Origin of the sequence: Nitratireductor sp. B36 (assembly GCF_020833685.1) — a bacterium.
Lineage (GTDB): Bacteria > Pseudomonadota > Alphaproteobacteria > Rhizobiales > Rhizobiaceae > Nitratireductor.
In genome coordinates this window covers 1,287,477-1,310,735 of record NZ_JACKZY010000001.1, presented here as the reverse complement: position 1 = coordinate 1,310,735, position 23,259 = coordinate 1,287,477, and the positions used below count along the sequence as shown (strand labels likewise).

Annotated in this window: 18 protein-coding genes; 9 read left to right on the top strand and 9 right to left on the bottom strand. The window is 61.7% G+C overall.

Features of this window, described 5'->3' with window-relative positions; all coding sequences use genetic code 11:
• Window positions 1-79: 79 nt before the first annotated feature.
• From H7H48_RS06370 to H7H48_RS06355, 4 genes are all read right to left on the bottom strand, one after another.
• A complete protein-coding gene (locus H7H48_RS06370) occupies window positions 80-919 on the bottom strand; it encodes an ABC transporter permease (RefSeq protein WP_229447928.1) in 840 nt (279 codons plus the stop codon).
• Window positions 909-1,679, bottom strand: coding sequence for an ABC transporter ATP-binding protein (locus tag H7H48_RS06365; RefSeq protein WP_229447926.1), 771 nt, complete (start codon window positions 1,677-1,679; stop codon window positions 909-911). The genes H7H48_RS06370 and H7H48_RS06365 overlap by 11 nt, the downstream gene beginning before the upstream one ends.
• Window positions 1,680-1,724: 45 nt before the next feature.
• The gene (locus H7H48_RS06360) at window positions 1,725-2,744 is read right to left on the bottom strand and encodes an ABC transporter substrate-binding protein (protein ID WP_229447925.1); all 1,020 of its coding nucleotides are present in this window, start codon (window positions 2,742-2,744) and stop codon (window positions 1,725-1,727) included.
• Between the two features lie 395 nt (window positions 2,745-3,139).
• Complete coding sequence (locus H7H48_RS06355) at window positions 3,140-6,559, bottom strand: indolepyruvate ferredoxin oxidoreductase family protein (RefSeq protein WP_229447924.1); 3,420 nt, start codon at window positions 6,557-6,559, stop codon at window positions 3,140-3,142.
• A 142-nt stretch (window positions 6,560-6,701) separates the two neighbouring features.
• Between H7H48_RS06355 and H7H48_RS06350 the strand changes: the two genes are divergently transcribed.
• The 3 genes from H7H48_RS06350 to H7H48_RS06340 all read left to right on the top strand — a co-directional run bounded on the left by H7H48_RS06350 (window position 6,702) and on the right by H7H48_RS06340 (window position 8,838).
• Window positions 6,702-7,181: an Lrp/AsnC family transcriptional regulator gene (locus H7H48_RS06350; protein ID WP_229447923.1), complete on the top strand. Its 480-nt coding sequence runs from the start codon at window positions 6,702-6,704 to the stop codon at window positions 7,179-7,181.
• Window positions 7,182-7,233: 52 nt separating this feature from the next.
• Window positions 7,234-8,553 carry an NAD(P)H-dependent oxidoreductase gene (locus tag H7H48_RS06345; protein WP_229447922.1) on the top strand — a complete coding sequence of 440 codons (1,320 nt, stop codon included), beginning with the start codon at window positions 7,234-7,236 and terminating at the stop codon, window positions 8,551-8,553.
• 141 nt (window positions 8,554-8,694) lie between these two features.
• Window positions 8,695-8,838, top strand: coding sequence for a hypothetical protein (locus tag H7H48_RS06340; RefSeq protein ID WP_229447921.1), 144 nt, complete (start codon window positions 8,695-8,697; stop codon window positions 8,836-8,838).
• A gap of 242 nt (window positions 8,839-9,080) precedes the next feature.
• Here H7H48_RS06340 and proC read toward each other — a convergent pair whose 3' ends face one another.
• From proC to H7H48_RS06325, 3 genes are all read right to left on the bottom strand, one after another.
• A complete protein-coding gene (proC, locus tag H7H48_RS06335) occupies window positions 9,081-9,887 on the bottom strand; it encodes a pyrroline-5-carboxylate reductase (RefSeq protein WP_229447919.1) in 807 nt (268 codons plus the stop codon).
• Window positions 9,888-10,221: 334 nt separating this feature from the next.
• Window positions 10,222-11,481 (bottom strand): Hsp70 family protein, encoded by a 1,260-nt coding sequence (locus tag H7H48_RS06330; RefSeq protein ID WP_229447918.1) that lies wholly within the window; start codon window positions 11,479-11,481, stop codon window positions 10,222-10,224.
• A gap of 84 nt (window positions 11,482-11,565) precedes the next feature.
• Window positions 11,566-12,564: a glycosyltransferase family 2 protein gene (locus H7H48_RS06325; protein ID WP_370633318.1), complete on the bottom strand. Its 999-nt coding sequence runs from the start codon at window positions 12,562-12,564 to the stop codon at window positions 11,566-11,568.
• Between the two features lie 183 nt (window positions 12,565-12,747).
• On the opposite strand from H7H48_RS06325, the gene H7H48_RS06320 reads away from it, so the two are divergent.
• The 3 genes from H7H48_RS06320 to H7H48_RS06310 are packed head-to-tail and all read left to right on the top strand — an operon-like array spanning window position 12,748 to window position 15,577.
• On the top strand, window positions 12,748-13,923 hold the full coding sequence (locus H7H48_RS06320) for a glycosyltransferase (protein ID WP_229447917.1): 1,176 nt from the start codon (window positions 12,748-12,750) through the stop codon (window positions 13,921-13,923).
• On the top strand, window positions 13,920-14,702 hold the full coding sequence (locus tag H7H48_RS06315; RefSeq protein ID WP_229447916.1) for a WecB/TagA/CpsF family glycosyltransferase: 783 nt from the start codon (window positions 13,920-13,922) through the stop codon (window positions 14,700-14,702). The genes H7H48_RS06320 and H7H48_RS06315 overlap by 4 nt, the downstream gene beginning before the upstream one ends.
• Window positions 14,703-14,704: 2 nt before the next feature.
• Window positions 14,705-15,577: a DUF6492 family protein gene (locus H7H48_RS06310; RefSeq protein WP_229447915.1), complete on the top strand. Its 873-nt coding sequence runs from the start codon at window positions 14,705-14,707 to the stop codon at window positions 15,575-15,577.
• Between the two features lie 6 nt (window positions 15,578-15,583).
• On the opposite strand, the gene H7H48_RS06305 is transcribed toward H7H48_RS06310, so the two are convergent.
• Window positions 15,584-16,822, bottom strand: coding sequence for a lipopolysaccharide biosynthesis protein (locus H7H48_RS06305; protein ID WP_229448144.1), 1,239 nt, complete (start codon window positions 16,820-16,822; stop codon window positions 15,584-15,586).
• A gap of 285 nt (window positions 16,823-17,107) precedes the next feature.
• Between H7H48_RS06305 and H7H48_RS06300 the strand changes: the two genes are divergently transcribed.
• The 3 genes from H7H48_RS06300 (at window position 17,108) to H7H48_RS06290 (ending at window position 21,801) form a co-directional block, all read left to right on the top strand.
• On the top strand, window positions 17,108-19,723 hold the full coding sequence (locus H7H48_RS06300) for a GumC family protein (RefSeq protein ID WP_229447914.1): 2,616 nt from the start codon (window positions 17,108-17,110) through the stop codon (window positions 19,721-19,723).
• A gap of 149 nt (window positions 19,724-19,872) precedes the next feature.
• On the top strand, window positions 19,873-20,769 hold the full coding sequence (folD, locus tag H7H48_RS06295; protein WP_229447913.1) for a bifunctional methylenetetrahydrofolate dehydrogenase/methenyltetrahydrofolate cyclohydrolase FolD: 897 nt from the start codon (window positions 19,873-19,875) through the stop codon (window positions 20,767-20,769).
• 69 nt (window positions 20,770-20,838) lie between these two features.
• Entirely contained in the window at window positions 20,839-21,801 is a 963-nt protein-coding gene (locus H7H48_RS06290; RefSeq protein WP_229448141.1) for a GlxA family transcriptional regulator, read from the top strand.
• 129 nt (window positions 21,802-21,930) lie between these two features.
• On the opposite strand, the gene H7H48_RS06285 is transcribed toward H7H48_RS06290, so the two are convergent.
• Entirely contained in the window at window positions 21,931-23,229 is a 1,299-nt protein-coding gene (locus tag H7H48_RS06285; RefSeq protein WP_229447912.1) for a DUF2254 domain-containing protein, read from the bottom strand.
• Window positions 23,230-23,259 lie beyond the last annotated feature (30 nt).

Below are 23,259 nucleotides of genomic sequence, written 5' to 3'. Positions count from 1 at the left end.
GGTTATAGCACGAGATTTTGCGCTGACAAGCGCCCTTCGGTCGATTTGCAGGGACTTTTTTCAAAACCCGCGCGAAGCGTCAGGTTCGCCATGAAAGAAGTCGCTTTTCAAGCTTGCCGATCAGCCAGGCAATGATGAGGCCGATGACCGAGAGAAGCGCCACACCGGCAATAAGCTGATCGAGCGCAAAAAGCGCTCCGGCCATCAGGATATAGGCCCCGACACCGAATTCAGCGCCGATCATCTCTGCCGCCACAAGCAGAACGATGGCGATCGAAGCCGAGATGCGAAAGCCCGACAGGATGGCCGGCATCGCGCCCGGCACGATGATCTTGCGCACGATGGACAGCCACGAAAGGCCGAAGGACTGGCCCATGCGGATGAGATTGCGGTCGACATTGTCCACCCCGCCATAGGTGGCGATCACGGTGGGGAAGAACGTGCCGAAGAGGATGGTCGCCACCTTCGAGCCTTCGCCAATGCCGAACCAGATGATGAAGAGCGGTAAAAGCGCGATCTTCGGCACCGGAAAAAGGGCGGAGACGAGCGGCAGAAGCCCGGCGCGGGCAAGGGAGAAGAGGCCAATGAACAGGCCGACCGCTATGCCCAGAAGGCTGCCCAGCGTCCAGCCGACAATGAGCCGGTAGAGACTGGCGCCCAGATGTTTCCACAGCATGCCCGTCTGGAAGAGATCGACCAGCGCACCGAACGCCTCGGAAGGGGCTGGCAGGGCAATCGCGCTGATAAAGCCCGAACGCGAGCCCAGCTCCCAGATCGCCAGAATGACGAGAAAGACAATCGGCGCGACGGGACCGAGCGAGCGGTGGACGAAACCGCCGCCCCGGAATGGAACGGGGCGCTGGTTGCCTGTTTCGGAAACACCAGCGGCAGGCACGTCGCGCGTGGTATCATGCGACATCGGAAATCTCCCGATCGGCTTCGCGTGCTTCCTCGCGCATGATTTCCCAAACGCGGCGTTGCAGGGGTTCGAGCTCCGCCAGCCGGTCGGCACGTTCAGCGAGCGGCATGTCGATCTCCACCACGTCGCGGATACGCCCGGGCCGGCGGGACAAAACGATGATGCGGCTGCCAAGGCGCACGGCCTCGTTGAGGTTGTGCGTGACGTAGCAGGCGGAAAACCGCTCGCGGGTCCATAACGCCACGAGATCGTCCATCAGGAGTTCGCGGGTCTGGCTGTCCAGCGCGGAAAGCGGCTCGTCCATCAGCATGATGGCCGGCTTGACGGCGAGCGCGCGGGCAATGGCCACGCGCTGCTTCATGCCTCCGGAAAGCTGGCGCGGCAGCGCCTTTGCGAAATCGGACAGATTGGTGCGGGCAAGCACATCGGCTATGATGGCCTTGCGCTCGGCAGCGGCGATGCCGTGATCTTCCAGCACAAGGCTGACATTGCCTTCGACGCTGCGCCAGGGAAGAAGGGCGAAATCCTGAAAGATGTAGGTCAGCGGATTGAGCGAGCCTTCCGGCGCCGGGCCGGACAGAAGCGCTTGTCCTTGATCCGGCTTTTCCAGCCCACCGGCGATGCGCAGAAGCGTGGACTTGCCGCAACCCGAGGGGCCGACGATGCAGACGATTTCTCCATCATCCACGGTGAGCGAAATGTCGTCGAGGACGGTCCTGCCGCCATAGTGATGGGTAATGTTTCTGAGAAGAAGCTGCATCGGCTCAAAGAATGCCGCCCCGGGCGGGCCGGGGCGGTTTCATTGTTAGCGGGTTTCCACAAAGCTGGTGTCGACCAGCTTTTCCATCGTCACGCCATCGGGCACGAGGCCTTCAGACTTGAACCACTCAAGCTGATCCTCGACACTTGCGACGCTGAGTGCCGCGCCCTCATTGATACGCATCGCGCCGGCGCGGATGCGCGGATCGGCCTTTTCGAGCGGCTGGTCGGAATAGACATATTTGTGGATCATCCCGACGATGGCTGCCGTGTCTTCCTCGCTCATGGTCTTGTCGACGAGCGCCGCATTGTAATCGCTGATGCCCTCGGAAAGGCCGGTGAGAAAGCGCTCGACCAGATCCTTCTTTTCTGTCGCGTTTTTCGTGGAAGTGAAGACCGTGGTGACCTGATAATTGTCGATGTAATCGGACACTTTGCCGATCTCCACCACTTCCGGACCCTTGGTGAGCGCGCCGGCAATGTTCGGCACGATGGACCATGCATCGATCTGGCCGCTTTTGAGCGAGGCGATGACAGCCGGCACCTTCTGCAACGGCTTCACCTGGATTTCCGAACGGTCGAAACCTTCCTTGTCGGCGATCTTGTGCGCCATGTAGTGGAAGGAGGAGCCGGTGGTGGTAATGCCGTAGGTGCGGCCTTTCAGGTCGGCGGGCGTCTTTACGCCGGCGTCGTATGCGGCCTTGGAGGCGAGGATCTTCTGGCCCTCGACATCCGGCGTTTCCTGCAGGGCGCCGCCGATGATCTTGACCACGCCCTTGTCGGCAAGGCTGATCAGGCCACCGGAAATGGCCGTCATGCCGAAATCGACGTCACCCGATGCGATGGCGACCGCCATGGGTTGCGCGGCCTGGAACGAGACGAACTCGACCTCGAGATCCTGCGCTTCGAAATAGCCTTTCGCCTCGGCAATGATGCTGGGCGAATGGGATGTGAGCGACAGAATGCCGACATTGATCTTGTCGGCGGCCTGCGACGGTAGTGCAAATCCGACCACGGCGGCGGAAAGGGCGAGTGCGCCAAGCGCACGGCGGGTGATGACAGTCATGAGGACCTCTCGGAATATCTTCGACCAATGCTATTTGCACAGTCGGCGGACCGGAGCAAGCAAATGGGACGACAAGAAGGTCGAAAGATTTCATGAAACTGTTTTATATCAGAGCCTTATGGGAAGTTCGCGCGAAGTGGGAAAACCGGGTGCAAAGCGCGTTTCATGAGCGTTTGCGCCGGGCTCCTCGGATGCCATGGAAAGCATCCGTTGTCTCCCTAGTCATCCTATGGCTTGACCATAGGATCCGTGCCGTTGCGGTGGCGCCTGCACCGGCGTGGAAAATGACGCGCATTCTTTGAGAGGCTGGGCTTTGTCTTCGGCGTTCTGGCATGGATCCTCGGGTCGGGCCCGAGGATGACGAAGGAGCGGGGTGGGGCGATCTTCAGGCGTGCCTAAAGACGCGCATCCATCTCGGCACGGATGCGCTTGGCTGCTTCTTCCTTCACCGGGCCGTAGCCTCGGATCTGCATGGGCAGCGCCAGGGTTTCGGCAAGCGTTTCGGCATTGCCGGCGTCGAGCTGCGCAAGCACTTTCTCGACATGCGCTTCGTACCAATCGATCAACTCGCGCTCCATGCGTCGTTCGGCGGTGTAGCCGAAAGGATCGAAGATGGTGCCGCGCAGGCGCTTCATGCGGGCGAGCATGCGGAACGGCAGGCGCACCCACGGACCGAACTCACGCTTGAGCGGACGGCCGCGCGCATCTTTTCCGGAAGCAAGGAATGGCGGGGCGAGATGATGGACGATGCGATAGTCGCCTTCGAACTCGTCTGCGATGCGGGCAGAAAAACCTGTTTCAGTGTGAAGGCGGGCGACCTCGTATTCATCCTTGTAGGCCATCAGTTTGAAGAGCGAGCGGGCAACGGCCCGGCTGACGGCATCATTGCCCAGCAGGGCTTCGGCGGCACGCACGCGATCCACCAGACGGCGGTAGCGCGCGGCGTAGGCCGTGTTCTGATAGTCGGTCAGAAAGGCCTCGCGGCGGGTGATGATCTCATCAAGCGTTCCGTCGTTCCGCGGCTTCGGGTCGAGCAGGCCCTTCAGAGCGTCGGGCTTTTCCGCCGCCAGACGGCCAATGAGGAAGGCGCGGTGGTTCTTCTCGATGGCGACGCCGTTCAGCACGATGGCCTGGGTAAGCGCGTTGAGCGAGACGGGCACGAGGCCCTTCTGCCAGGCGAAACCGAGCATCATGACATTGGCGAACACCGTGTCGCCCATGAGCGTTTCAGAAAGGCGGTTGGCGTCCATGGCCGCAAGTGCATCCTTGCCCGTCACGCCTTCAATGGCGGCAAGCCGCTGGTCGACGCGAAGGCTCGCATCACGCTTGCGCACGATATCGCCGGTGGGCATCTTGGCAAGGTTCACCACCGCGCGCATGCCGGGGCGGTAGCTGGCTGACGCCTTGGGCGAGGACGAGACGACGATGTCGCAGCCGATCAGGGCATCCGCTGCACCTTGGTCGATGCGGACCTGATGGATATCGTCGGGAGAGGATGCCAGCCGGACATAGGAGAGCACCGGCCCGAATTTCTGCGCAAAGCCGGTGAAATCAAGGACGCTCGAACCGCGTCCCTCCAGATGCGCGGCCATGGTGATGAGCGCGCCGACGGTGACGACGCCGGTGCCGCCGACGCCGGTGATCATCAGGTCGAAGGGTGTGTCGAGCGCCGGAAGCTCGGGATCGGGGAGGTCGGCGGCAAGCCGCGTCAGGTCGATCTCCATGCCGGAGCGCTTTTTGCGGGTTGCGCCTTCGATGGTGACGAAGCTCGGGCAGAAGCCGTTCACGCAGGAGAAGTCCTTGTTGCAGGACGACTGGTTGATCTTGCGCTTGGTGCCGAACTCGGTTTCGAACGGCTCGACGGAGAGGCAGTTGGACTCCACCGAACAGTCGCCACAGCCCTCGCAGACGAGGTCGTTGATGACGACGAATTTCTTCGGGTCTTCCATCTGGCCGCGCTTGCGGCGGCGGCGCTTTTCGGTTGCGCAGGTCTGTTCGTAGATGAGGACCGAAACACCCTTCACCTCGCGCAGCTCACGCTGGACGGCATCCATCTCGCGGCGGTGATGGATGGTGGTGCCGGCGGGCAGCTCGCCGGGCTGGAATTTGTCCGGTGTGTCGGAGACGAGCGCGATGCGTTCAACGCCCTCGGCGCGCGAGGAATGCGCAATGGCCTGAACGCTGACGGGGCCGTCCACCGGCTGGCCGCCGGTCATGGCGACGGCGTCGTTGTAGAGGATCTTGAAGGTGATGTTGGCCTTTGCGGCAATCGCCTGCCTGACCGCCATGGAGCCGGAGTGATACCAGGTGCCTTCGCCGAGATTCTGGAAGACGTGGTCCTTGCCCGTAAAGAGCGAGGAGGCCGCCCAGTTCACACCCTCGCCACCCATCTGGATGAGTGAGGTGGTTTCGCGGTCCATCCAGCTTGCCATGAAATGGCAGCCAATGCCCGCCAGCGCCTGCGAGCCTTCCGGTACCTTGGTGGAGGTGTTGTGCGGGCAGCCGGAGCAGAAATAGGGCGTGCGGGTCGCACCTTCCACCTGTAGGGCGATGGCCGGTGTGTCGAGGATCTTTTCAGCGCGCTCCACAAAACCGCTGTCGGGAAAGATGCCTTCAAGCCGTTTTGCCACGATGGGGAGTAGGAGGCGCGGCGAGAGCTCGCCGGTCCACGGAACGAGGCGTTCGCCAGCCTCGTCGCGCTTGCCCACCATGGCGTGCGGCTTGTGGCCCGGCCAGTCGTAGAAATATTCCTTGAACTGGCTTTCGACGATGCCGCGTTTTTCCTCGATGACGAGGACTTCTTCTTTGTCTTTCACGAAGTCGAGTGCTGCGCGGCGGGCGAGCGGCCACACCATGCCGACCTTGTAGATGTCGATGCCGAGCTGCCGGCATTCGGCTTCGCCGACGCCCAGAAGACGCAGCGCCTCCATGAGGTCGAGATGGGCCTTGCCGGTGGTGACGATGCCGAAACGGGCATCCTTCACATCATAGATGTGCCGGTCGATGGGATTGGCTTCGGCAAACGCCAGCACCGCGTGCTTCTTCGCCTCCATGCGCTCCTCGATCTGCGGGCCGGGAAGGTCCGGCCAGCGATAGTGGAGCCCGCCGGGTGGCGGGGTGAAATCGGGCGTCTCGAATTTGCGGGGGAGTGGGATGTCGACGGAGGCTGCCGATTCCACCGTTTCCGAGATGGCCTTGAAGCCGACCCACATGCCCGAGAAGCGCGACAGGGCGTAGCCATATTCTGCGAAGGCCAGATACTCCGACACGCTGGCGGGATTGAGCGTCGGCATGAACCACGCCATGAAGGCGACGTCCGACTGGTGCGGCATGGAGGAGGAGACGCAGCCGTGATCGTCGCCGGCAACCACCAGCACGCCGCCATGGGGCGAGGAGCCATAGGCGTTGCCATGCTTCAGCGCATCGCCCGAGCGGTCGACGCCGGGGCCCTTGCCATACCAGAGGCCGAAAACGCCCTCGACCTCGCGCTTCGGATTGGTCTCCACCTGCTGGCTGCCGAGCACGGCGGTGGCGGCGAGATCTTCGTTGACGGCGGGGAGGAATTCGATGCGGGCGGCGTCGAGCCGGTCCTTCGCCTTCCATAATTCCAGGTCGAGCGCGCCCAGCGGCGATCCGCGATAACCGGAGATGAAGCCTGCCGTGTTGAGGCCGCTCGCGCGGTCGCGGCGCGCCTGATCGAGCACGGCGCGCACGAGCGCCTGCGTGCCGGTCATGAAGACGCGGCCCTTCTCCTGGGTGTAGCGGTCCTCGAGCTGATAGCGTGCGAGTTCGCCGGCCTTGGGTTGGACGGTCATGCAATTCCTCCGGTGCAGACTGGAAGAATTCTAAACCGGCAGGGGTGGAATTTCCTGCCAGATTTGGCGATTGGAGTTTGGTTTCTGAAAGAATTATCCGATATAGATGGTCGTGCCGGAGAATTTTTCAGGAATTGGACCTATGCCCGAAAAGCTGAGTGAGCAGGACAGGAAGCTTCTGGATGCGCTTCAGGCCAATTGCCGGCTCTCGAACCAGGAGCTGGCGGAGCGGGCCGGCATGTCGGCTTCGGCCTGCTGGCGGCGGGTGAAGGCGCTGGAGGAAGCGGGGCTGATCACGCAATATGCGGCTCTGCTGGACGTGGAGAAGGCGGGGCTCGGTTTTCAGGCCATCGTGCATGTGTCGCTGACGCGGCATGATCACCGGCATGTGGACACGTTCATCGCCGAGACGCGGCGGCGGCCCGAAGTGCTCGACTGCTACTCCACCACGGGAGAGGCGGATTATCATCTGCGCGTCGTGTGCCGGGACCTGGCGGCCTATAACCGGTTTCTCGAAGATTTTCTGTTCCGCCTGCCGGGTATCGCCAATGTGCGCACCAACCTCGTTCTGAAAGATATCAAGAAGAACAGTCCTGTTCCGGTGCAGCTTAAGGCCAATTGACAATCGGCGTTCGGTTACTTCCCTTTCGGGCGCCAAATGAGGAGGAGTTCGAATGACGAATGTGGCGCTTACCGGCCTTGCGCGCGATCTGGAACAGCGGGCGGATGACGGTCGGCCAGTGCGTATCGGCCTGATCGGCTGCGGCGAGATGGGCACCGACATCGTCACGCAGGTGGCGCGCATGAAGGGCATCGAGGTGGCGGCAATCGCCGACACGCGGCCTGAACGCGCGGCAAGGGCCATCGAGATTGCCGGACGTGCTGCCGAAAGCGCTGTCGAGGCGACGACGTCTGGCGCGATCGCCGATGCGATCCGCGCCGGCAAGACAGCGCTTTGCGGCGATTCTCTGATGGTGGCGCAGAACGATCTGGTGGACGTGGTGATCGACGCCACCGGCAAGCCGGCGGTGGGCGCGGAGATCGGGCTTTCGGCGATGGAGGCCGGCAAGCATCTCGTCATGATGAATGTCGAGGCCGACGTGACCATCGGCGCTTATCTTAAGCGTGAGGCGGCGCGGCTGGGCGTGACCTATTCGCTGGGCGCGGGCGACGAGCCGTCTTCCTGCATGGAGCTGATCGAGTTCGTCTCGGCCATGGGGCATGACATCGTTGCCGCCGGCAAGGGCAAGAACAACCCGCTCAATGTGGATGCCGTGCCGGACGACTATGCCGAGGAAGCGGAACGGCGCAACATGAATGTGCGCATGCTGGTCGAGTTCGTCGACGGTTCCAAGACCATGGTGGAGATGGCGGCCATCGCCAATGCCACGGGCCTCGTGCCGGACAGGCCGGGCATGCATGGCCCGGCGGCAAGCCGCGAGGAGCTTTCAAGCGTTCTCTGCCCGATTGCCGATGGCGGCGTGCTCTCGAAGAAGGGCTGTGTCGATTTCACAGTTGGCAAGGGTGTCGCGCCCGGCGTGTTCGTGGTGGCGGAGATGGATCATCCGCGCCTGCGCGAGCGCATGAACGATCTGAAGCTCGGCGAGGGGCCGTATTACACCTTCTTCCGGCCCTATCACCTGACCTCGCTGGAAGTGCCGCTCACCTGCGCCCGCGCCGTGCTTTATGGGAAGGCGGACATGGTGCCGCTCGATAGGCCGGTCGCGGAAGTCTGCGCGGTGGCCAAGAAGGATCTCGCCCCCGGCGACCGGCTCGACGCCATCGGCGAATATTCCTACCGCTCGTGGATCATGACAGCGGAAGAGGCGCGCACGGCGAAGGCCGTGCCATGCGGGCTCCTTGAGGGCGGCACGGTGACGGCCCCGGTGAAGAAGGGCGCGCTTCTGACCTATGCGAATGTTGCGCCCGACGCGGCTTCGCGGCTGGTGGCGCTCAGGTCGCGGCAGGATGCGATGGTGTTCGGCGAAGGGTGATGGCGTGGGGCGCTCGCCCCTCATCCGCCTGCCGGCACCTTCTCCCCGCAGGCGGGGAGAAGGAAGCGCGTCGTAACCGGAAGGCGTGTCACCTTCCATGTTCCCTTCCTCTCGTTTGAGATGAGAAGGCGAGGCGGCGCCATGCGGGTTGCTTGGAGGGGGCACGGTGACCTCCCGGTGAAAAAGGGCGCGCTTCTGACCTATGCGAATGTTGCGCCCGACGCGGCTTCGCGGCTGGTGGCGCTCAGGTCGCGGCAGGATGCGATGGTGTTTGGCGAAGGGTGATGGCGTGGGGCGCTCGCCCCTCATCCGCCTGCCGGCACCTTCTCCCCGCAGGCGGGGAGAAGGAAGCGCGTCTTAACCGGAAGGCGTGTCACCTTTAATGTCCCCTTCTCCCCGTTTGCGGGGAGAAGGGGAGGCGGTGCTTTGGGGACTTGAAGCTGGCGCTTCCCTTTCCGATTTTCTTCCTTCTCCCCGCTGGCGGGGAGAAGGTGCCGGCAGGCGGATGAGGGGCCTGCGCCGATCCTCTACTTCCCCAGTTCGATGGAGCGCTTTTTCGCAGCGTCGACGGCCTCGCTCACAAGATCAAGCAGCCGGTTTTCATCCATGAAAACGGAGAGTGCGGCGGCGGTGGTGCCGTTGGGGCTTGTCACCTGTTCACGCAGCTTGCCGGGCTCGTCATTGCTTTCTTTGGCCAAGCAGGCCGCGCCGTAGACCGTCTGCATGGCGAGAAGCTTCGCGGTTTCCTTCGGCAGGCCGGCCTTCTCGCCGGCAGCCGTCAGGCACTCGATGAAGTGGAAGATGTAGGCCGGGCCGGAGCCGGAAACGGCGGTGACGGCGTCCATCAGCTCTTCATTGTCGATGGTGGTGACAGCACCGCTGGTGGCCAGCAGTTCCTCGGCGAAGGCTTTTGCCTCGCCGGTCACATTGCGGTTGGAGAAGAGCACCATCATGCCCTTGCCGATGGCGGCCGGCGTGTTGGGCATGCAGCGCATGACCGCGGCATGGCGGCCGAGAATTTCCTCGAATGTGGCCGTGCCAGTGCCGGCAAGAACGCTGACGAATGTGGCCTTGTCGGTAAATCGGGCATAGGCCGGGGCGACATCGCGGATGACCTGCGGCTTGACGGCGAACACGATCATGTCGGCACCTGCGTCAAGTTCATCCACGCTTTCGGCAACGGTTACACCCAGGGCCGCAGCGCGGGCGCGCAGACCCTCATTCGGTTCCACCACGGTTGCGTCCTTCGAGGCCAGCTTGCCCGCGGCGATCCAGCCCTTCAGCATGGCATAACCCATATTGCCGCAGCCGACGAGGATGACCGATTTGCCCATGAAACTTCTCCCTTGATGATCGCAAAGGAATGCCGCGTGCGGGCTTGGAATGCAATGGCGAAGCGTGCCTAGGGTCAGGACCCATTAATATGGCCGCAATGGTCGGCCTGATTTGTGCGGATACGCGAAGCAGGGCCGCAGGAAGACTTCATGTCTTTCAAGGTCTTGCGACAAAGTAGGCCGTGCAAATCAGGCCGATCCGAAGGACGTTCGATAGACCGGCGACCTGCTGCGTCAAACCCCTTGACCGGGGGGAGGACCCCGCTCTGCGGGCTTCTCCTTGCATCTCTTGGTCTATCGATCGCCATTGCGGCCATATTAATGGGTCCTGACCCTAGGTGCCGAACCTGCGGCCTGCGTCCAGTGCAAGGCCGCGTCCAACGGAGCCGAACATATCGCCTTCGACGACGGTTGCCGCGGGCAGCATGCGCAGGACATTCTCGCGCAGGAGCGGGATGGCAGAGGAACCACCGGTGAGGAAGAGGGCGGTGATCTGTTCGGGGGCTATGCGGGCAAGGGCGAGCGTTTCCGAAACGGCATTCTGAACGCGGTCGACCGTGGCTGAAATGGCATCGTTCAACTGGTCGCGTGTGACCGGCAGGTCGAGCGTCTCGTCGGTAAGCGGAAGCTTGATGGCGCTTTCGGTTTCGTCCGTGAGCGCAATCTTTGCCCGTTCCACCGCGCCGACCGCCGCATGACCCTGCCGGTTGGCGACCACGTCGATCATCCGCTCGACAAGCTCGGGTTGGGCAGCCTCATAGCGGATCTGTTTCAAATCCGTCATGGCGCGGTTGGTGTAGAGCATGTGAATGCGCTGCCAGGTGGCCAGATCGTTGAAATAGCCAGCCGGCAGAAAGCGCTTGCCGTCTTTTGTCTGCGTGCGGTAGCCGAATTCCGGCATCAGCCGGGAGAGGCTCAAAAGCCGGTCGAAATCCGTACCGCCGATATGCACACCATGGTTAGCGAGAATATCGTCCTTGCGGTCCGCCAGTTTCGCACGGTCGGAGGAAACGCGGACAATGGAAAAGTCGGACGTACCGCCGCCGATATCGACGATGAGCGCGAGTTCTTCGCGGTCAACCTGCTGCTCATAATCGAGGGCGGCTGCAATCGGCTCGAACTGAAACTCGATATGGGCGAAGCCGCGGCGTTGCGCGGCTTTCTCCAGCTCGTCCTGCGCGCGCCTGTCGGCTTGCGGATTGTCATCGACAAACTGCACCGGGCGTCCAAGCACGATGTTGTCGACCGGACCCCCGAGATGGTTTTCGAGATTTTCTTTCAGGAAATGCAGAAACGAACCGATAATGTCGGAAAACGCGATGGAATGGGCTTTAATTCGCGTTTTTTCATGGATGAGGGATGAACCCAGAACGCTCTTGAGCGCGCGCAGGAGGCGCCCCTCCACATTCTCGGTATAACGGCTGACGGCGCCGCGCCCGAAATAGGTGCGGTCATCCTCAAAACTGAAAAACACGGCGCTCGGCATGGTGACCTCGCCCGCTTCGAGCGCAATGAGGCGGGGTGCGCCGTTCTCCATGAAGCCGACTGTGGAATTCGACGTGCCGAAGTCGATGCCGCCGCTGAGCGCTCGCATGGGGATTGTCCTTGCCGGAGTGTGGATCGATTGGGGGAGGGGAGCGATACACAATCGGCGGCGGGAAGTCGACCGTCTGCGGGGCTAATTCTTTTCCGGCTCGCGGTATTGTTCGTTGGCGTAGCCGAATTCGGCCATGACGCGGCCGAGCCCCACATAGACCGGATACATGGCTGTGGAGACGGAGCCAGTGGCGGCAAGGCGAAGCGCGCCGCGAAACGGCGAGGCGGCAAGCAGCGCAAGGCTCTTTGCAAACACAAGTAGCTTGCCAAAACTCTGATCTCGCCGCTTCTTCTTCTCGACAAGCGTGGAGATGACGCCATTGCGCAGCGCCCGGGCGCGGATCCAGTCCCGTTCGACGCGGCGCGCGGGCACGATCTCCTGTGTCTCGGCCTCCGCCGACCAGGCGAGGCGGAAGCCCTTCTGACTGGCGCGGCTCAGGAAATCCGAATCGCCCCCGCCCATGAAGTTGAACCGAAGATCGAGAAAGGGGCGCGGCATCGCCTCCAGAACCCGCCGTGAGAGGAGCAGATTGCCCGATGAGAAAAGTGCGGGAACAGGGCCGGTTTTATCATAGGGCGGGGCAAAGACCGGGTGCGTCGCCCAGCGTTCATGCGCGGGCTTTGCGAAGACGGGCACCTGAGGGCCGCCAACGATATCGGCCTCGAAGCGCTCGGCCGTGGAACAGAGATTTTCCAGCCAGTGCGGGGATGCCAGTTCGTCGTCGTCTATAACGGCGAGATAACGGAAGTTCGGGAATTCGGTGAGGGCCGTTTCCCAGCCGGCATTGTAGGCGCAGCAATTTCCCCGTTCATGGGCGATAATCACGAGGCCTTCGAAGGTTCCATCGGCAAAAAGCGGTGCGGCGGCGTTGGCTCCGGCTCGTTCCTCTGCCTCATTCTCCATGACAATCACGGCGAACGGGCGCTCCGTTGCTTGCGAGGCCAGCGAGTGAAGCGTGTTCAGAAGCTGGTCCGGTCGCTTGAAGGTGGGTACGGTGATGACACACGCTAGGGATTGCGCGTCAAGCGAGGGCGTACGCGCTACGATTGAAACCGCTCTGCCTGTTTTTTCCTGCGTCACAATCCCGCCACGCGCTGCTGATTCGTGCTCTATAAGCGGTCGAGGCAATTAAGGCGGCGTTAAATACGGCGGGTTTTTGCGGTGTGGAACTGTTGATTTGCCAGCGAAAATCGATTGGCGTCGCCATTCCTTAATCAAGAGTTCATTGCTCTTTGAAAAAAAAGTCCCAAACAGGAATAGTGCATGCATCTGGTCTTTGCGACATCCATCGTTCCCGACGGAACACCCAAAAGCGGATATGAGATTGCCAACGCGGCCATTCTCGATGCACTCGCGCGCGCTGGCTGCCGGATCTCGGTGATGGGATTTGCGTGGCAAGGACGTGCGGATCATGCCACGACCGAAGAATCATTGGTGCTTGGAGAACTGGACCCGCGCACGGAAGCCGCCAGTGGATTGACCAAGCTCGGCTGGCTCGTCAAAGCGATAATGAGAGGCATGACGTTTTCGTCCGCCAAGATGCTGCTCGCCTCACCCGGAGATATCCGCGCAGCGTTGGACAAGCTTGGGACGGTCGATGGGGTGATTTTCAACTCCGTCCAGTTTGCCGGAGCGTTTCGTCAGATCTTTGCCGAGCTGCCGTCCATTTATGTGGCGCACAATGTGGAGCACCTCTCCGCGCAGCAAAGTGCGGCCGCCGCGCAGGGCTTCGTTGGAGGTTTCATGTTTCGACGTGAGGCGCGCCTTCTCAAAACGCTGGAAGCAGAACTTTGTGCCCAGGCGCGGTTCGTCTTCACGCTGTCGGAAGATGATCGCCAGCTTCTGGGCGTGTCCGGTGACAAACGCTCGGCGGTGCTGCCGCTGGTGGCCCATGGACCGGCGGGCGTCTCCGCGGGGCCGCGCAAGACGCGTTATGACGCCGCATTGATCGGCACCTGGAGCTGGGCGCCGAACCGGATCGGCCTCGACTGGTTCCTTAAAGAGGTGGTGCCGCATCTCCCCGAAAGCTTTCGCATCGCCGTGGCGGGCGATGCACCGGCAGATCTCGCGCAGAGACACAAGCGGGTGTCGTTTGTCGGGCGTGTCCCCGACGCGGTGGAATTCGTACGCAGCGGCAAGGTGGTGCCTTTGATCAGCCGCGCCGGCACGGGGGTCCAGCTCAAGACCATCGAAACGTTCGAGCTCGGCTTGCCAAGTGTCGCGACACAGAGCGCGCTGCGAGGCATATCGTATAAACCGCAGAACTGTATTGTGGCTGATGATCCCCGCACCTTCGCGGAAGCTCTGCTGCGCGCGGCCAGGGATCCGGTCGATCTGGACGGGCGAAAATTCTACGAGGCCCAGCGCAAAGCACTCGACACAGCTATTCTTCATGGGCTTGATGAGGCCGGCTTCAGCAGGCGGGATGCAGCCGCATGAATGTGGCAACTTCAAACACTGCACACGCAACGCTGCCGCGACGCGACATACTTGGTACGTCGGTGACAGTCATCGGCCGGGATGGCGCGATGGCATTGCTGTCGGAGAACATTGCGACCTGTCAGTTCACACCCGTCACGTTTCTCAACGCACACAATGCGAATGTGGCTATCGCAGACACGCGTTTTCGCGGGATCCTGCCTAGGTTTCTCGTGTTGGCCGATGGCATTGGTGTCGATCTGGCCTCAAGAATTCTTTTCGGCGAGCCGTTTCCCGACAATCTCAACGGCACTGATTTCGTTCCTGCATTTTTCCGCGCCCAAAAGGACAAGCTGACGGTCGCCTTGCTCGGTGCGCGGCGTGAAAACGCGCTCGCGGCTGTCGAGAAACTGTCTGAGCAGGCGCCACAGCATGACTTCATCTTTCTGCACGATGGCTATTTCAACGCCGAGCAGGAAGAGGTCATTCTTGACAGATTGAAAGAGATGCGACCCGACGTGCTGCTCGTCGCCATGGGTGTGCCGCGTCAGGAGTTCTGGATTGCCGATCATCTCGGCCCCGAGCATTGCAAGGTGCCGATCGCCGTGGGCGCTCTGTTTGATTTTCTGAGCGGCGCGGTGCCGAGGGCACCGCTCTGGATGCGGCGATTGAGGCTGGAATGGCTCTTTCGTCTGGGGTTGGAGCCACGCCGTCTCTGGCGCCGCTATGTGGTGGGCAATCCCATCTTTCTTCTCAGGGTTTTCCGGCAGAAATTCCGGGGCAAGCGGGGCGGAGCATAACCATGACCGTGGGGCACAGCGCTGCGATCGTGACGCCAAGCTATGCGGGCGACTTCGAGCGTTGCCGGCTACTTTGCGAATCGATGGATCGCTTTGTGACCGGATATGACCGGCATTATCTTCTGGTGGCAGGGCACGATGTCGAGCGCTTTCGGATTCTGGAATCAGAACGGCGCGTGGTGGTGGATGAGCGCGATCTTCTCCCTGCCTGGCTCCATGCGGTGCGCGACCCCACCGTGTTCTTCAGACGGCACATATGGTTGAGCACACGGCTGGCGCCCCTGCGCGGCTGGCACGTGCAGCAATTGCGGCGGATCGCCTTTGCCGAAAAGGCGGAGCAAGAGGTTTTGGTCTACTGCGATTCCGATGTCGTGTTCCTGAAACCTTTCCATTGCAGCGCATTCTGGCAGGGAGAGAAGGTGCGGCTCTACCGCCGCGATGGCGGGATGAATGCGCTGGTCGATCTCGGTCATCGCCAATGGTCGGCAAATGCCGGGCAGGCGCTTGGTTTGCCTGCAGGGCAGGAAACAGAGCACGACTATATCACAACGCTGATCTCGTGGCGGCGTGACAGCGTGGTCGGCATGCTGCGTCATATCGAGACCTTGCACGAAAAACCCTGGATCCGCGCGGTGGCTGCAGATCGGCGTTTCTCCGAGTGCATACTCTACGGTCGTTATGTGGACGAGGTGCTTGCAGGTCGCGGGCACTTTCACGACGACCGGGCGTTCTGTCATGTTCTCTGGTTCGGCCATGAGCTCGACACAGGTGGTCTGGAAAAACTCATCGCCGAAATGGAAGCCCACCAGGTGGCCATTGGCATCCAGTCATTCATCGAGACCGATCTGGAGCCACTGCGCCGGATGATCCGCTGACGGGGTTCACACCCGTTTCGCCGGCATGGCGAGCGCGCGATAGGTCAGCACCATCGACAACAGGTAGAGTACGGCAAAAACGGCATTCAGCGACAGGATGATGTCGCTGGTTTCGGTGAATGACTTCAGCACCAGCGAGAGGAGGGCGGCCTTGGCAGCGGCGAGCACGCCGAGATTGACCGCCCGCAGGAAAGTCTGACCGCGGGCGAAAAGAAGATCTGCCTGATATTCGGTCAGGTTTCGCAGGCCGGGAACAGCCAGCGCCAGGATGACCAGGGGAGCGGCCTCCGCCACATTGCTGCCGAGCAGGGTCGGATAGAAGGCGAGGATGGTCGCCATGGTCGCCAGCGCAAGCACCGAAACGGCGAAAACCCCACCTTCGATCCCCAGACGCAGCGCCCAGCTCCTGAGCATTTCAGGGGACCGCATCATGCGCTGCACGAGCAGCATGGAGAAGGAGCGGATCGGGATCGCGGTAAGATCGACCAGCCGCATGATGATCGCGTAGATGCCCGCTAGTGTGGGATTTCCAAGGGCCAGAACGAGGAGCTTGTCGAGCTCCATCTGGAGATAGAAAAGCACCTCCGCTCCGGCGACGTAAAGTGCGTCGGGGAGCCGGCGCAGATAGAGCGAGGTTTGCAGCCGCAGGCGTTGCCGGGGGCAATAGAACAACAAGGCAAAGATGAGTGCGGCAATGTTGGCAACCAGGTAGAACACGGTCCAGTTCAACAAGTCTTGGCTGGTGTGAAACGTAAACACAAAGGCCGCAAGCGCGCGGATGGCTATGCTGACGATGAGGATCGTTGCAGCCCGACCGAAGCGATTGAGACCATTGTTGACGACGATCACGGTCTCTGTCAGACGCCAGGCGACCGCCTCGGAAACGATGACGAGGGCGAAAGGAAGCACCCGCAAGTCACCTGCGAAAAACACCAGATACAGAACGGTGCTGGCGAGCGCGATCAGCGGCAGCGAGGCAAGGGCCAGGACAAGGAAGCCGGCGGCATAGGTTCCCAGAAGCCGAGGCTTCACCGTGGCGATCCGATAAAGCGTGGCGGTGAAGCCGAGCGCGAGCAGCCGCCCGACCATCACACCGGCGGCGGAGGCTGTCGCAAACAACCCGAAATCGGCAATCGTCAGGCTGTTAGCCAGAATGACGAAATAGGCGAGAGAAAAGACCAACCGCCCGGCCGACCCGCTGACGGCCGCAAGATAGTCGCGCAGCACCTGTCGCTGACTGGATATGATGTCACGGAACGAAATGAGAAGACCCCGGATCGCCTGGTTTCGATAAGCGGTTTGCGGCGACACTATCCGACAAAACTTAATGCGCTGTTCCGCAAATTCCCACGCCGGCAAAAAACCTGTTTCGAAATGCTTACCGTTAACTCTTTGTTACCCGTGCCTCTTTAGCTTGAGTTAACATAATCGCGGGCTTATGCGCCCGCTTCCCGTTCATGAGCGAGAGCTGCGCGTACAATGTTCGACGCCGACAATCCAAGCAAGAAAAGGCCTCGGAGCGGCGGACAGGTGCGTTCACTGCTGTCAATACGGGCACCGGAGGAGGAGCTTCCGGAGCTGCCCCGCCAACAGCAGAGCTCGGTGCGCAAGGATCGCGGCGGAGGATCGCTGCTCTCGCGCGCACAAGAGGAGCGCGACGCTCAGGATACCCGACGGGAAAGAGCATCTTCGGCGGACGCCTATCTTCGGCGGGCGGAAGCCAAAAGAGATGTAACGGACCCTGAATTGGCGAGGCGCGCGGAAACGCAACGGCAGCCCGCCATACGGCCTGAAGCGACACATGCCGGCAAGCCGCCCTTGCGCGAGCGGCTGATCGGCCGGCTTTTCCCGTTGCCCGAGGTTGGATCTTCCCCTCAGAAAACGCAGCGGGCTGAGCGCGCGCGTCGTCCGGAGGGAAGGGGGACCACGCAACGCGTAACCTTCAGCGATGAAGAGCCTGATCACACGAAAAAGCATCGCCGGCCGACCCCCGGTGCGCAGCGACCGAACTCCGACGAGCAGGTGTGGCGGCCGCTGATTGATCCCGTTGAGGTGATCGGCGGAATCCTGCGGGCCAAATGGCTCATTCTTCTGACGACAATCCTCGGCGCGGTGATTGGTGTGATGATCGCGCTTTCCACGCCGAAAATGTATTACGCGGCCACGCAGTTGCTGTTTGATCCACGTGATCTGCAGATCGTTGAACGCGACCTGACGCGCGGCGGCCTGCCTTCCGACGCAACGCTGGCACTCATCGAAAACCAGGTCGCGGTCATAACCTCAGGCAATGTTTTGTCCAGGGTGGTGGATGAGCTCGATCTCGCTGATGATCCGGAATTCAACGGCTCAGGTAGCGGCAGTATTCTGAGCCTGCTGTTGAGCCCGCGTGCGCTGATCTCGGCGCTGATCAACGGCAATGATGAGGATGGTGGCTCGGCCCGGCATACGATTGCGGTCGAGAATCTCTTCGAGGCCCTGGATGTCGGGCGGAACGCGAAAACATTTATCATCACCATCGGCGCCACCACCAAAGATGCCGAAAAGTCGGCGTTGATCGCAACAACGACGCGGGATGTCTTCCTTTCCACCTATGGTGAATTGCAGTCGGCGACAGCAGGCCGTGCCAACCGCGAAATCACCGATCAGCTCCAGTCACTGCGGGACGAAGTCGAACAGGCCGAGCGCGCTGTTGCCGAGTTCAAGGCCAAGAACGACATCGTGGATGCCCAGGGGCGCCTGATCACTGACGAAGAGATTCTGCGCCTCAACGAGCAGCTTTCGGCCGCGCGGGCGCGCACATCCGAGCTGAATGCGCGCGCGGCTGCAGCACGCTCGCTGGATGTGGAGACGGTGCTGGGCGGCGCTCTGCCGGAGCAGGTTGCCTCACCCGTGATGACGGAACTGCTCGCACAATATGCAAGCCTGAAACAGCAGGCTGGACGGCTGGCGGTTCGGTTCGGCCCGCGCCATCCGGACCGGCAGGCCGTGGACGCGGAACTGGCCGGCGCGCGTGATGAGATTGCACGCGAGTTGCGCCGTGTGGTCGCCTCCAATCAGGTGGAATTGCAGCGCGCGGTCCAACTCGAACAGGATCTATCGGGGCAGCTTGCCCGGCTAAAGGTGCAGAAAGGGAACCTGGAATCGGAGCGCGTGACGCTGCGCGAACTGGAGCGCGAGGCCAACGCCAAGCGATCAGTCTACGAGGCCTTGCTTTTAAGGGCACGTGAAACCGGCCAGCAGGAGCGCCTGAACACAGCGAATGTCAGCGTGATTTCGCAGGCCGTACCACCACTGGACCCCACCGGCCCCTCGCGTTCGTCGATTGCGATGGCGGGGATGATCCTGGGCTTCATGTTCGGTGTGGGGCTTGGCGCGACAGGTGGAGCAATTCGCAGCCTGCGTGAAAATATGGCCGAGCGGCAGGCTGGCGACCGTGACGGCGGCAGTGGCCGATGGAACGCCGACGGAGGAGATGCCGATGAAGGCGATCCCGAACCCGACCCCACCCCGCCGCGAGGCGGCACGCGCCGGCGTGACATTGAAGAACGTAGCCGTCGATACGATGTCTCGCAGGAACACTTGCAGGATCGGCGTCCGCGACCGAACGAACGCTATACGACCGCGCAGGCAAGTCATGAGGTGGAGAATGAGGAGGCGTTTGCCGATGCGTTCGATGCCAATGAAAGCGCGGAGCTCGTCGAGCAGGTGCAGGGGCAACCTCGCAAACGCGCCAGACCGGCTGCACAGCCTCAGCCAGTGCCTCATGTCGCGGCCCAGCACCCGCCCCAGCAGGCACCCGCATCGAATTTTCAAACCGTAACCGCCCCGGCTTACCCACCGACTTGGCCGGCAGCGCAGATGGCGATACAGCCGGGCATGATGGTTCCCGGGCCGATGCAGATGATGGCACCGATGCCCCAGGTCGTGGGAATGCCGATGATGCAGCCCTATTCAATGTGGCAGCAGGCTCCCATGCCGTTTCAGGCTGATTTCGGTGTCATGCCGCAGCAAGCGCGGGAGCGTGTCGAAGACGAGGACCAAGATGAAGGCAGCGAACGCTTCGATGAGATCCATGATCGCCTCAAGGCTGTGCGCCGCGAAGTGGATGCGCTGACGGCACGCCGGTTAAACAGGCATCGTTACTGATCTGAAACACCGCCTTTTCCAATAACGTCAGGGAACGGCGCTGTGACGGGATTGCGGTTCTGTGTTTTCCCCATTATGCGGGCTCATGTGCGAACCTCTTCCCGCGAAGAGTCACCTTGCACCGCTTGATAGCTGCACCGGGGAATGACATGGCCGAAATCATTGACGGAAAAGCCCTTGCGGAAAATGTGGTGGCGAAGGTCAAGACCGAGACCGCCAGGCTCGCTGAAACCGGTGTGACGCCGGGGCTTGCTGTGGTGATCGTCGGTGAGGATCCGGCCAGCCAGGTTTATGTCGCCTCCAAATCGCGCCGCGCGAAGGAATGTGGGTTTCACTCTGTGCAGCATTCGCTGCCGGAGGAGACCGGCGAGGAAGAATTGGTGGCGTTGGTCGAGGAGCTCAATGCCGATCCCGCGATCCATGGCATTCTGGTGCAGCTCCCCCTGCCGAAACATATCGACGAGGGCCGCATCATCCAGACCATCGACCCCGACAAGGATGTTGATGGCTTCCATTTCATCAATGTGGGCCGCCTCGGCACCGGCGAACTGGACAGCGCCTTTGTGCCCTGCACGCCTGCTGGCGCCATGCTGATGCTGGAACGAGTGCGTGGCCGCGATCTTTCGGGGCTTTCGGCGGTGGTGATCGGACGCTCCAACATCGTCGGAAAGCCGATGGCAAACCTGCTTCTGGCAGCGAACGCCACGGTGACGATCGCCCACAGTCGAACGAAGGACCTTCCCGCGCTTGCAAAAACCGCCGACATTGTTGTGGCAGCGGTCGGACGCCCCGAGATGATCCGCGGGGATTGGGTGAAACCCGGCGCCACGGTGATCGACGTGGGCATCAACCGCATCCCCGCACCGGAAAAGGGCGAGGGGAAGACCCGGCTTGTCGGCGATGTCGCTTTTGCCGAGGCGAAGGAAAACGCCGGCGCGATCACGCCGGTGCCGGGTGGCGTCGGGCCGATGACAATCGCCATGCTGATGGCGAACACGCTGACATCGGCATTCCGCAAGGCGGGGCTTGAGCCTCCTGCTTTCTAGCGCCTGAGCCAGTCTGGATCATCAGCCATGTCTTTCCTGCCCGAACAGCCTGCTTTACAACAATTGGCCATGGGCGAGGCACGGCAGGATACCCGGCAGTTTGCCTTTCTGCTGGTAGACAAATTCTCGATGTTTTCGCTGGCGGCGGCCATCGACACCGTCCGCTCGGCCAATCGTCTTCTGGGACGGGATGTCTATAGCTGGGTCACCGTCTCCGCCGATGGTGAAGCGGTGATGGCCTCCAACGGTCTGCCGATCAAGATCGACTATGCGATCGCCGACCTGCCACCGGTCGACATTCTCTTCGTCTGCGTGGGGCTGACGACGGAGTTTCCAGGCAAGAGCACGGTTCTGGCAGGCTTGCGCGCGCTTGGGCGCCGGGGCGCGGCGCTTGGGGCACTGGCGGCGGGATCCTATCTTCTGGCAGAGGCCGGCCAGCTTGAGGGGCATCGCTGCACGATACACTGGGAGAACCGGGCCTCCTTCATGGAGCGCTTTCCAGAGATCGAGTGCACTGGCAATGTCTATGAGATCGACCGGAAGCGCTATACCTGCGCCGGCGTGACCACTTCCATAGACCTGATGCTGGAAATCGTGCGCAATGACCTGGGTGTGGAACTAGCCAACGAGGTGGCCAACCAGTTCCAGCACGAGCGCATCCGCTCGCCGGGCGACCGCCAGCGGACGGGGCCGGAGCGTGACCTTACCGGAAAATCGGAAAAGCTGAAGAAGATCGTCGAGCTGATGGCCGACAATCTGGACGAGCCTTATTCGGCGGTGCAACTCGCACGAGCCGCAAGCCTCTCGGTGCGGCAGGTGGAACGGCTGTTTCTGCGGCATCTGGGCATGACGCCGGGGCGTTATTACATGCGGTTGAGGCTGGAGCGGGCGCGCGAGCTTCTCCGTCAGACCAACATGGCGATCCTCGACGTGGCGATTGCCACGGGTTTCACCTCACACTCCTATTTCGCGCAGAGCTACCGCCAGCAGTTCGGGCGACCGCCCTCCGAAGAGCGGCGCACCACCTATTGAGATTGGTGTTCTGGCTCATTTTGATGGTTGTGCCAGGCGCCCTCGCCCTTCGACAAGCTCAGGATGAGGGCTACTACAGCGTTGACGGATAGCGTCGCTGGGGACATGCGTCTTGCGTCTCAACAGCCCTCATCCTGAGCTTGTCGAAGGGCGAGGGCGCTCGGTGCCTCCGGTCAAACCGGCTGCCAACTTTCGTAGAGCGACAATGTCGGGCTCGTGCGAACCTTCAGAGCCGGCGCGGGCCATGAAATCTTTCGCGAGGGTCGCTGCGGCCCTTTCGAACGCATCCGGTGAAACGCGGGCGAGCGAGGTCAGGCCGCGCACCAATGCCTGTTGAACATCGGGTGCAGCAGATGCGGCTTCATAGGAGATCGGCCGAAAAGCCTCGTCCAGCAAACGCTCCGGACTGACCGGCACAAAACGGATGCGCGGATAAGGTGGATCCTTCCGTTCCTCTTCCTTCTCCTTCCGCGCCCAATTGGCCAGAAGACGCGTCTGCACCGTGAGGACATGATTGGCGGTGGAGGGATCGTTGACCCCCGGCGACAAGGCCCGCCGCGCCACATCGGCCAGAACGAGAAAGCCGAAACCGGGATCGGAATCGAAAGTGCGCTCCTCGCCAATGATAAAGTCGCCGCGAATGGCATTCAGCACCGCCTCATCCGCTTCGCCGACAACCACGGCAATGATTGCCGCATGGTCGACATAGTCGCCGGGCCGGACACGCACATGGATGACAAGTCCCTTGTCTTCCGCCAGGTCCTGTAGCGCGTGGGGGTCGAAATGCTGCACGAAACCGACGCTGCCTGCCGCAACCTCGTGCCCGATGGGCGCGCCTTCGCCCTCACTGCAGCCATAGAGCCCGTCGCGGCCAAGCCGGTTGAGGGCCTGGAGGGTGGCATCTTCCAGACGGCTCGTCATTTCCACCACGCGGCCCACAACCGAGATTTCGCGTACCCAACGGATCAAAGCCCAGACAACCGCGAAGACGACAAAGAGGGTGGCGATGAACAGGATCAGACGTCCGCCCAGCGTATAGATGCCGCTCGACAGGCCGATAATGCCGATGATCGAGAAGAGGAATGCGCCGATGAAGACGGAGATCGTGGTGCGCGCGGCACGATTGCCCGAAAAGAGCGGGACAGCGCGCGGCGAACCGGTCTGCGCGGCGCTGGTCAGAAGATTCACGAGGGTGGAGAGCGCAAACACCGCCACCGTGAGCATGCTCGAAGCGACAATGCTGAGAATGTTGCGCAGGGCATCGGCCGAGACTGTGATCGGGATCGCGCTTTCTTCAAGCCCTTCAGGGAAGAACCCGGCGGAAAGATAGGCAAGCGCGACAACGATCAGCGCCGATACGCAGAACAGTGCCGGCAAGAACCACAGGGCCCGCGAAAATCGTCTGAATAGAAACCAGTATCCGTTCACGGCCCCTCCGATCAAAGAAAGAATGCACGG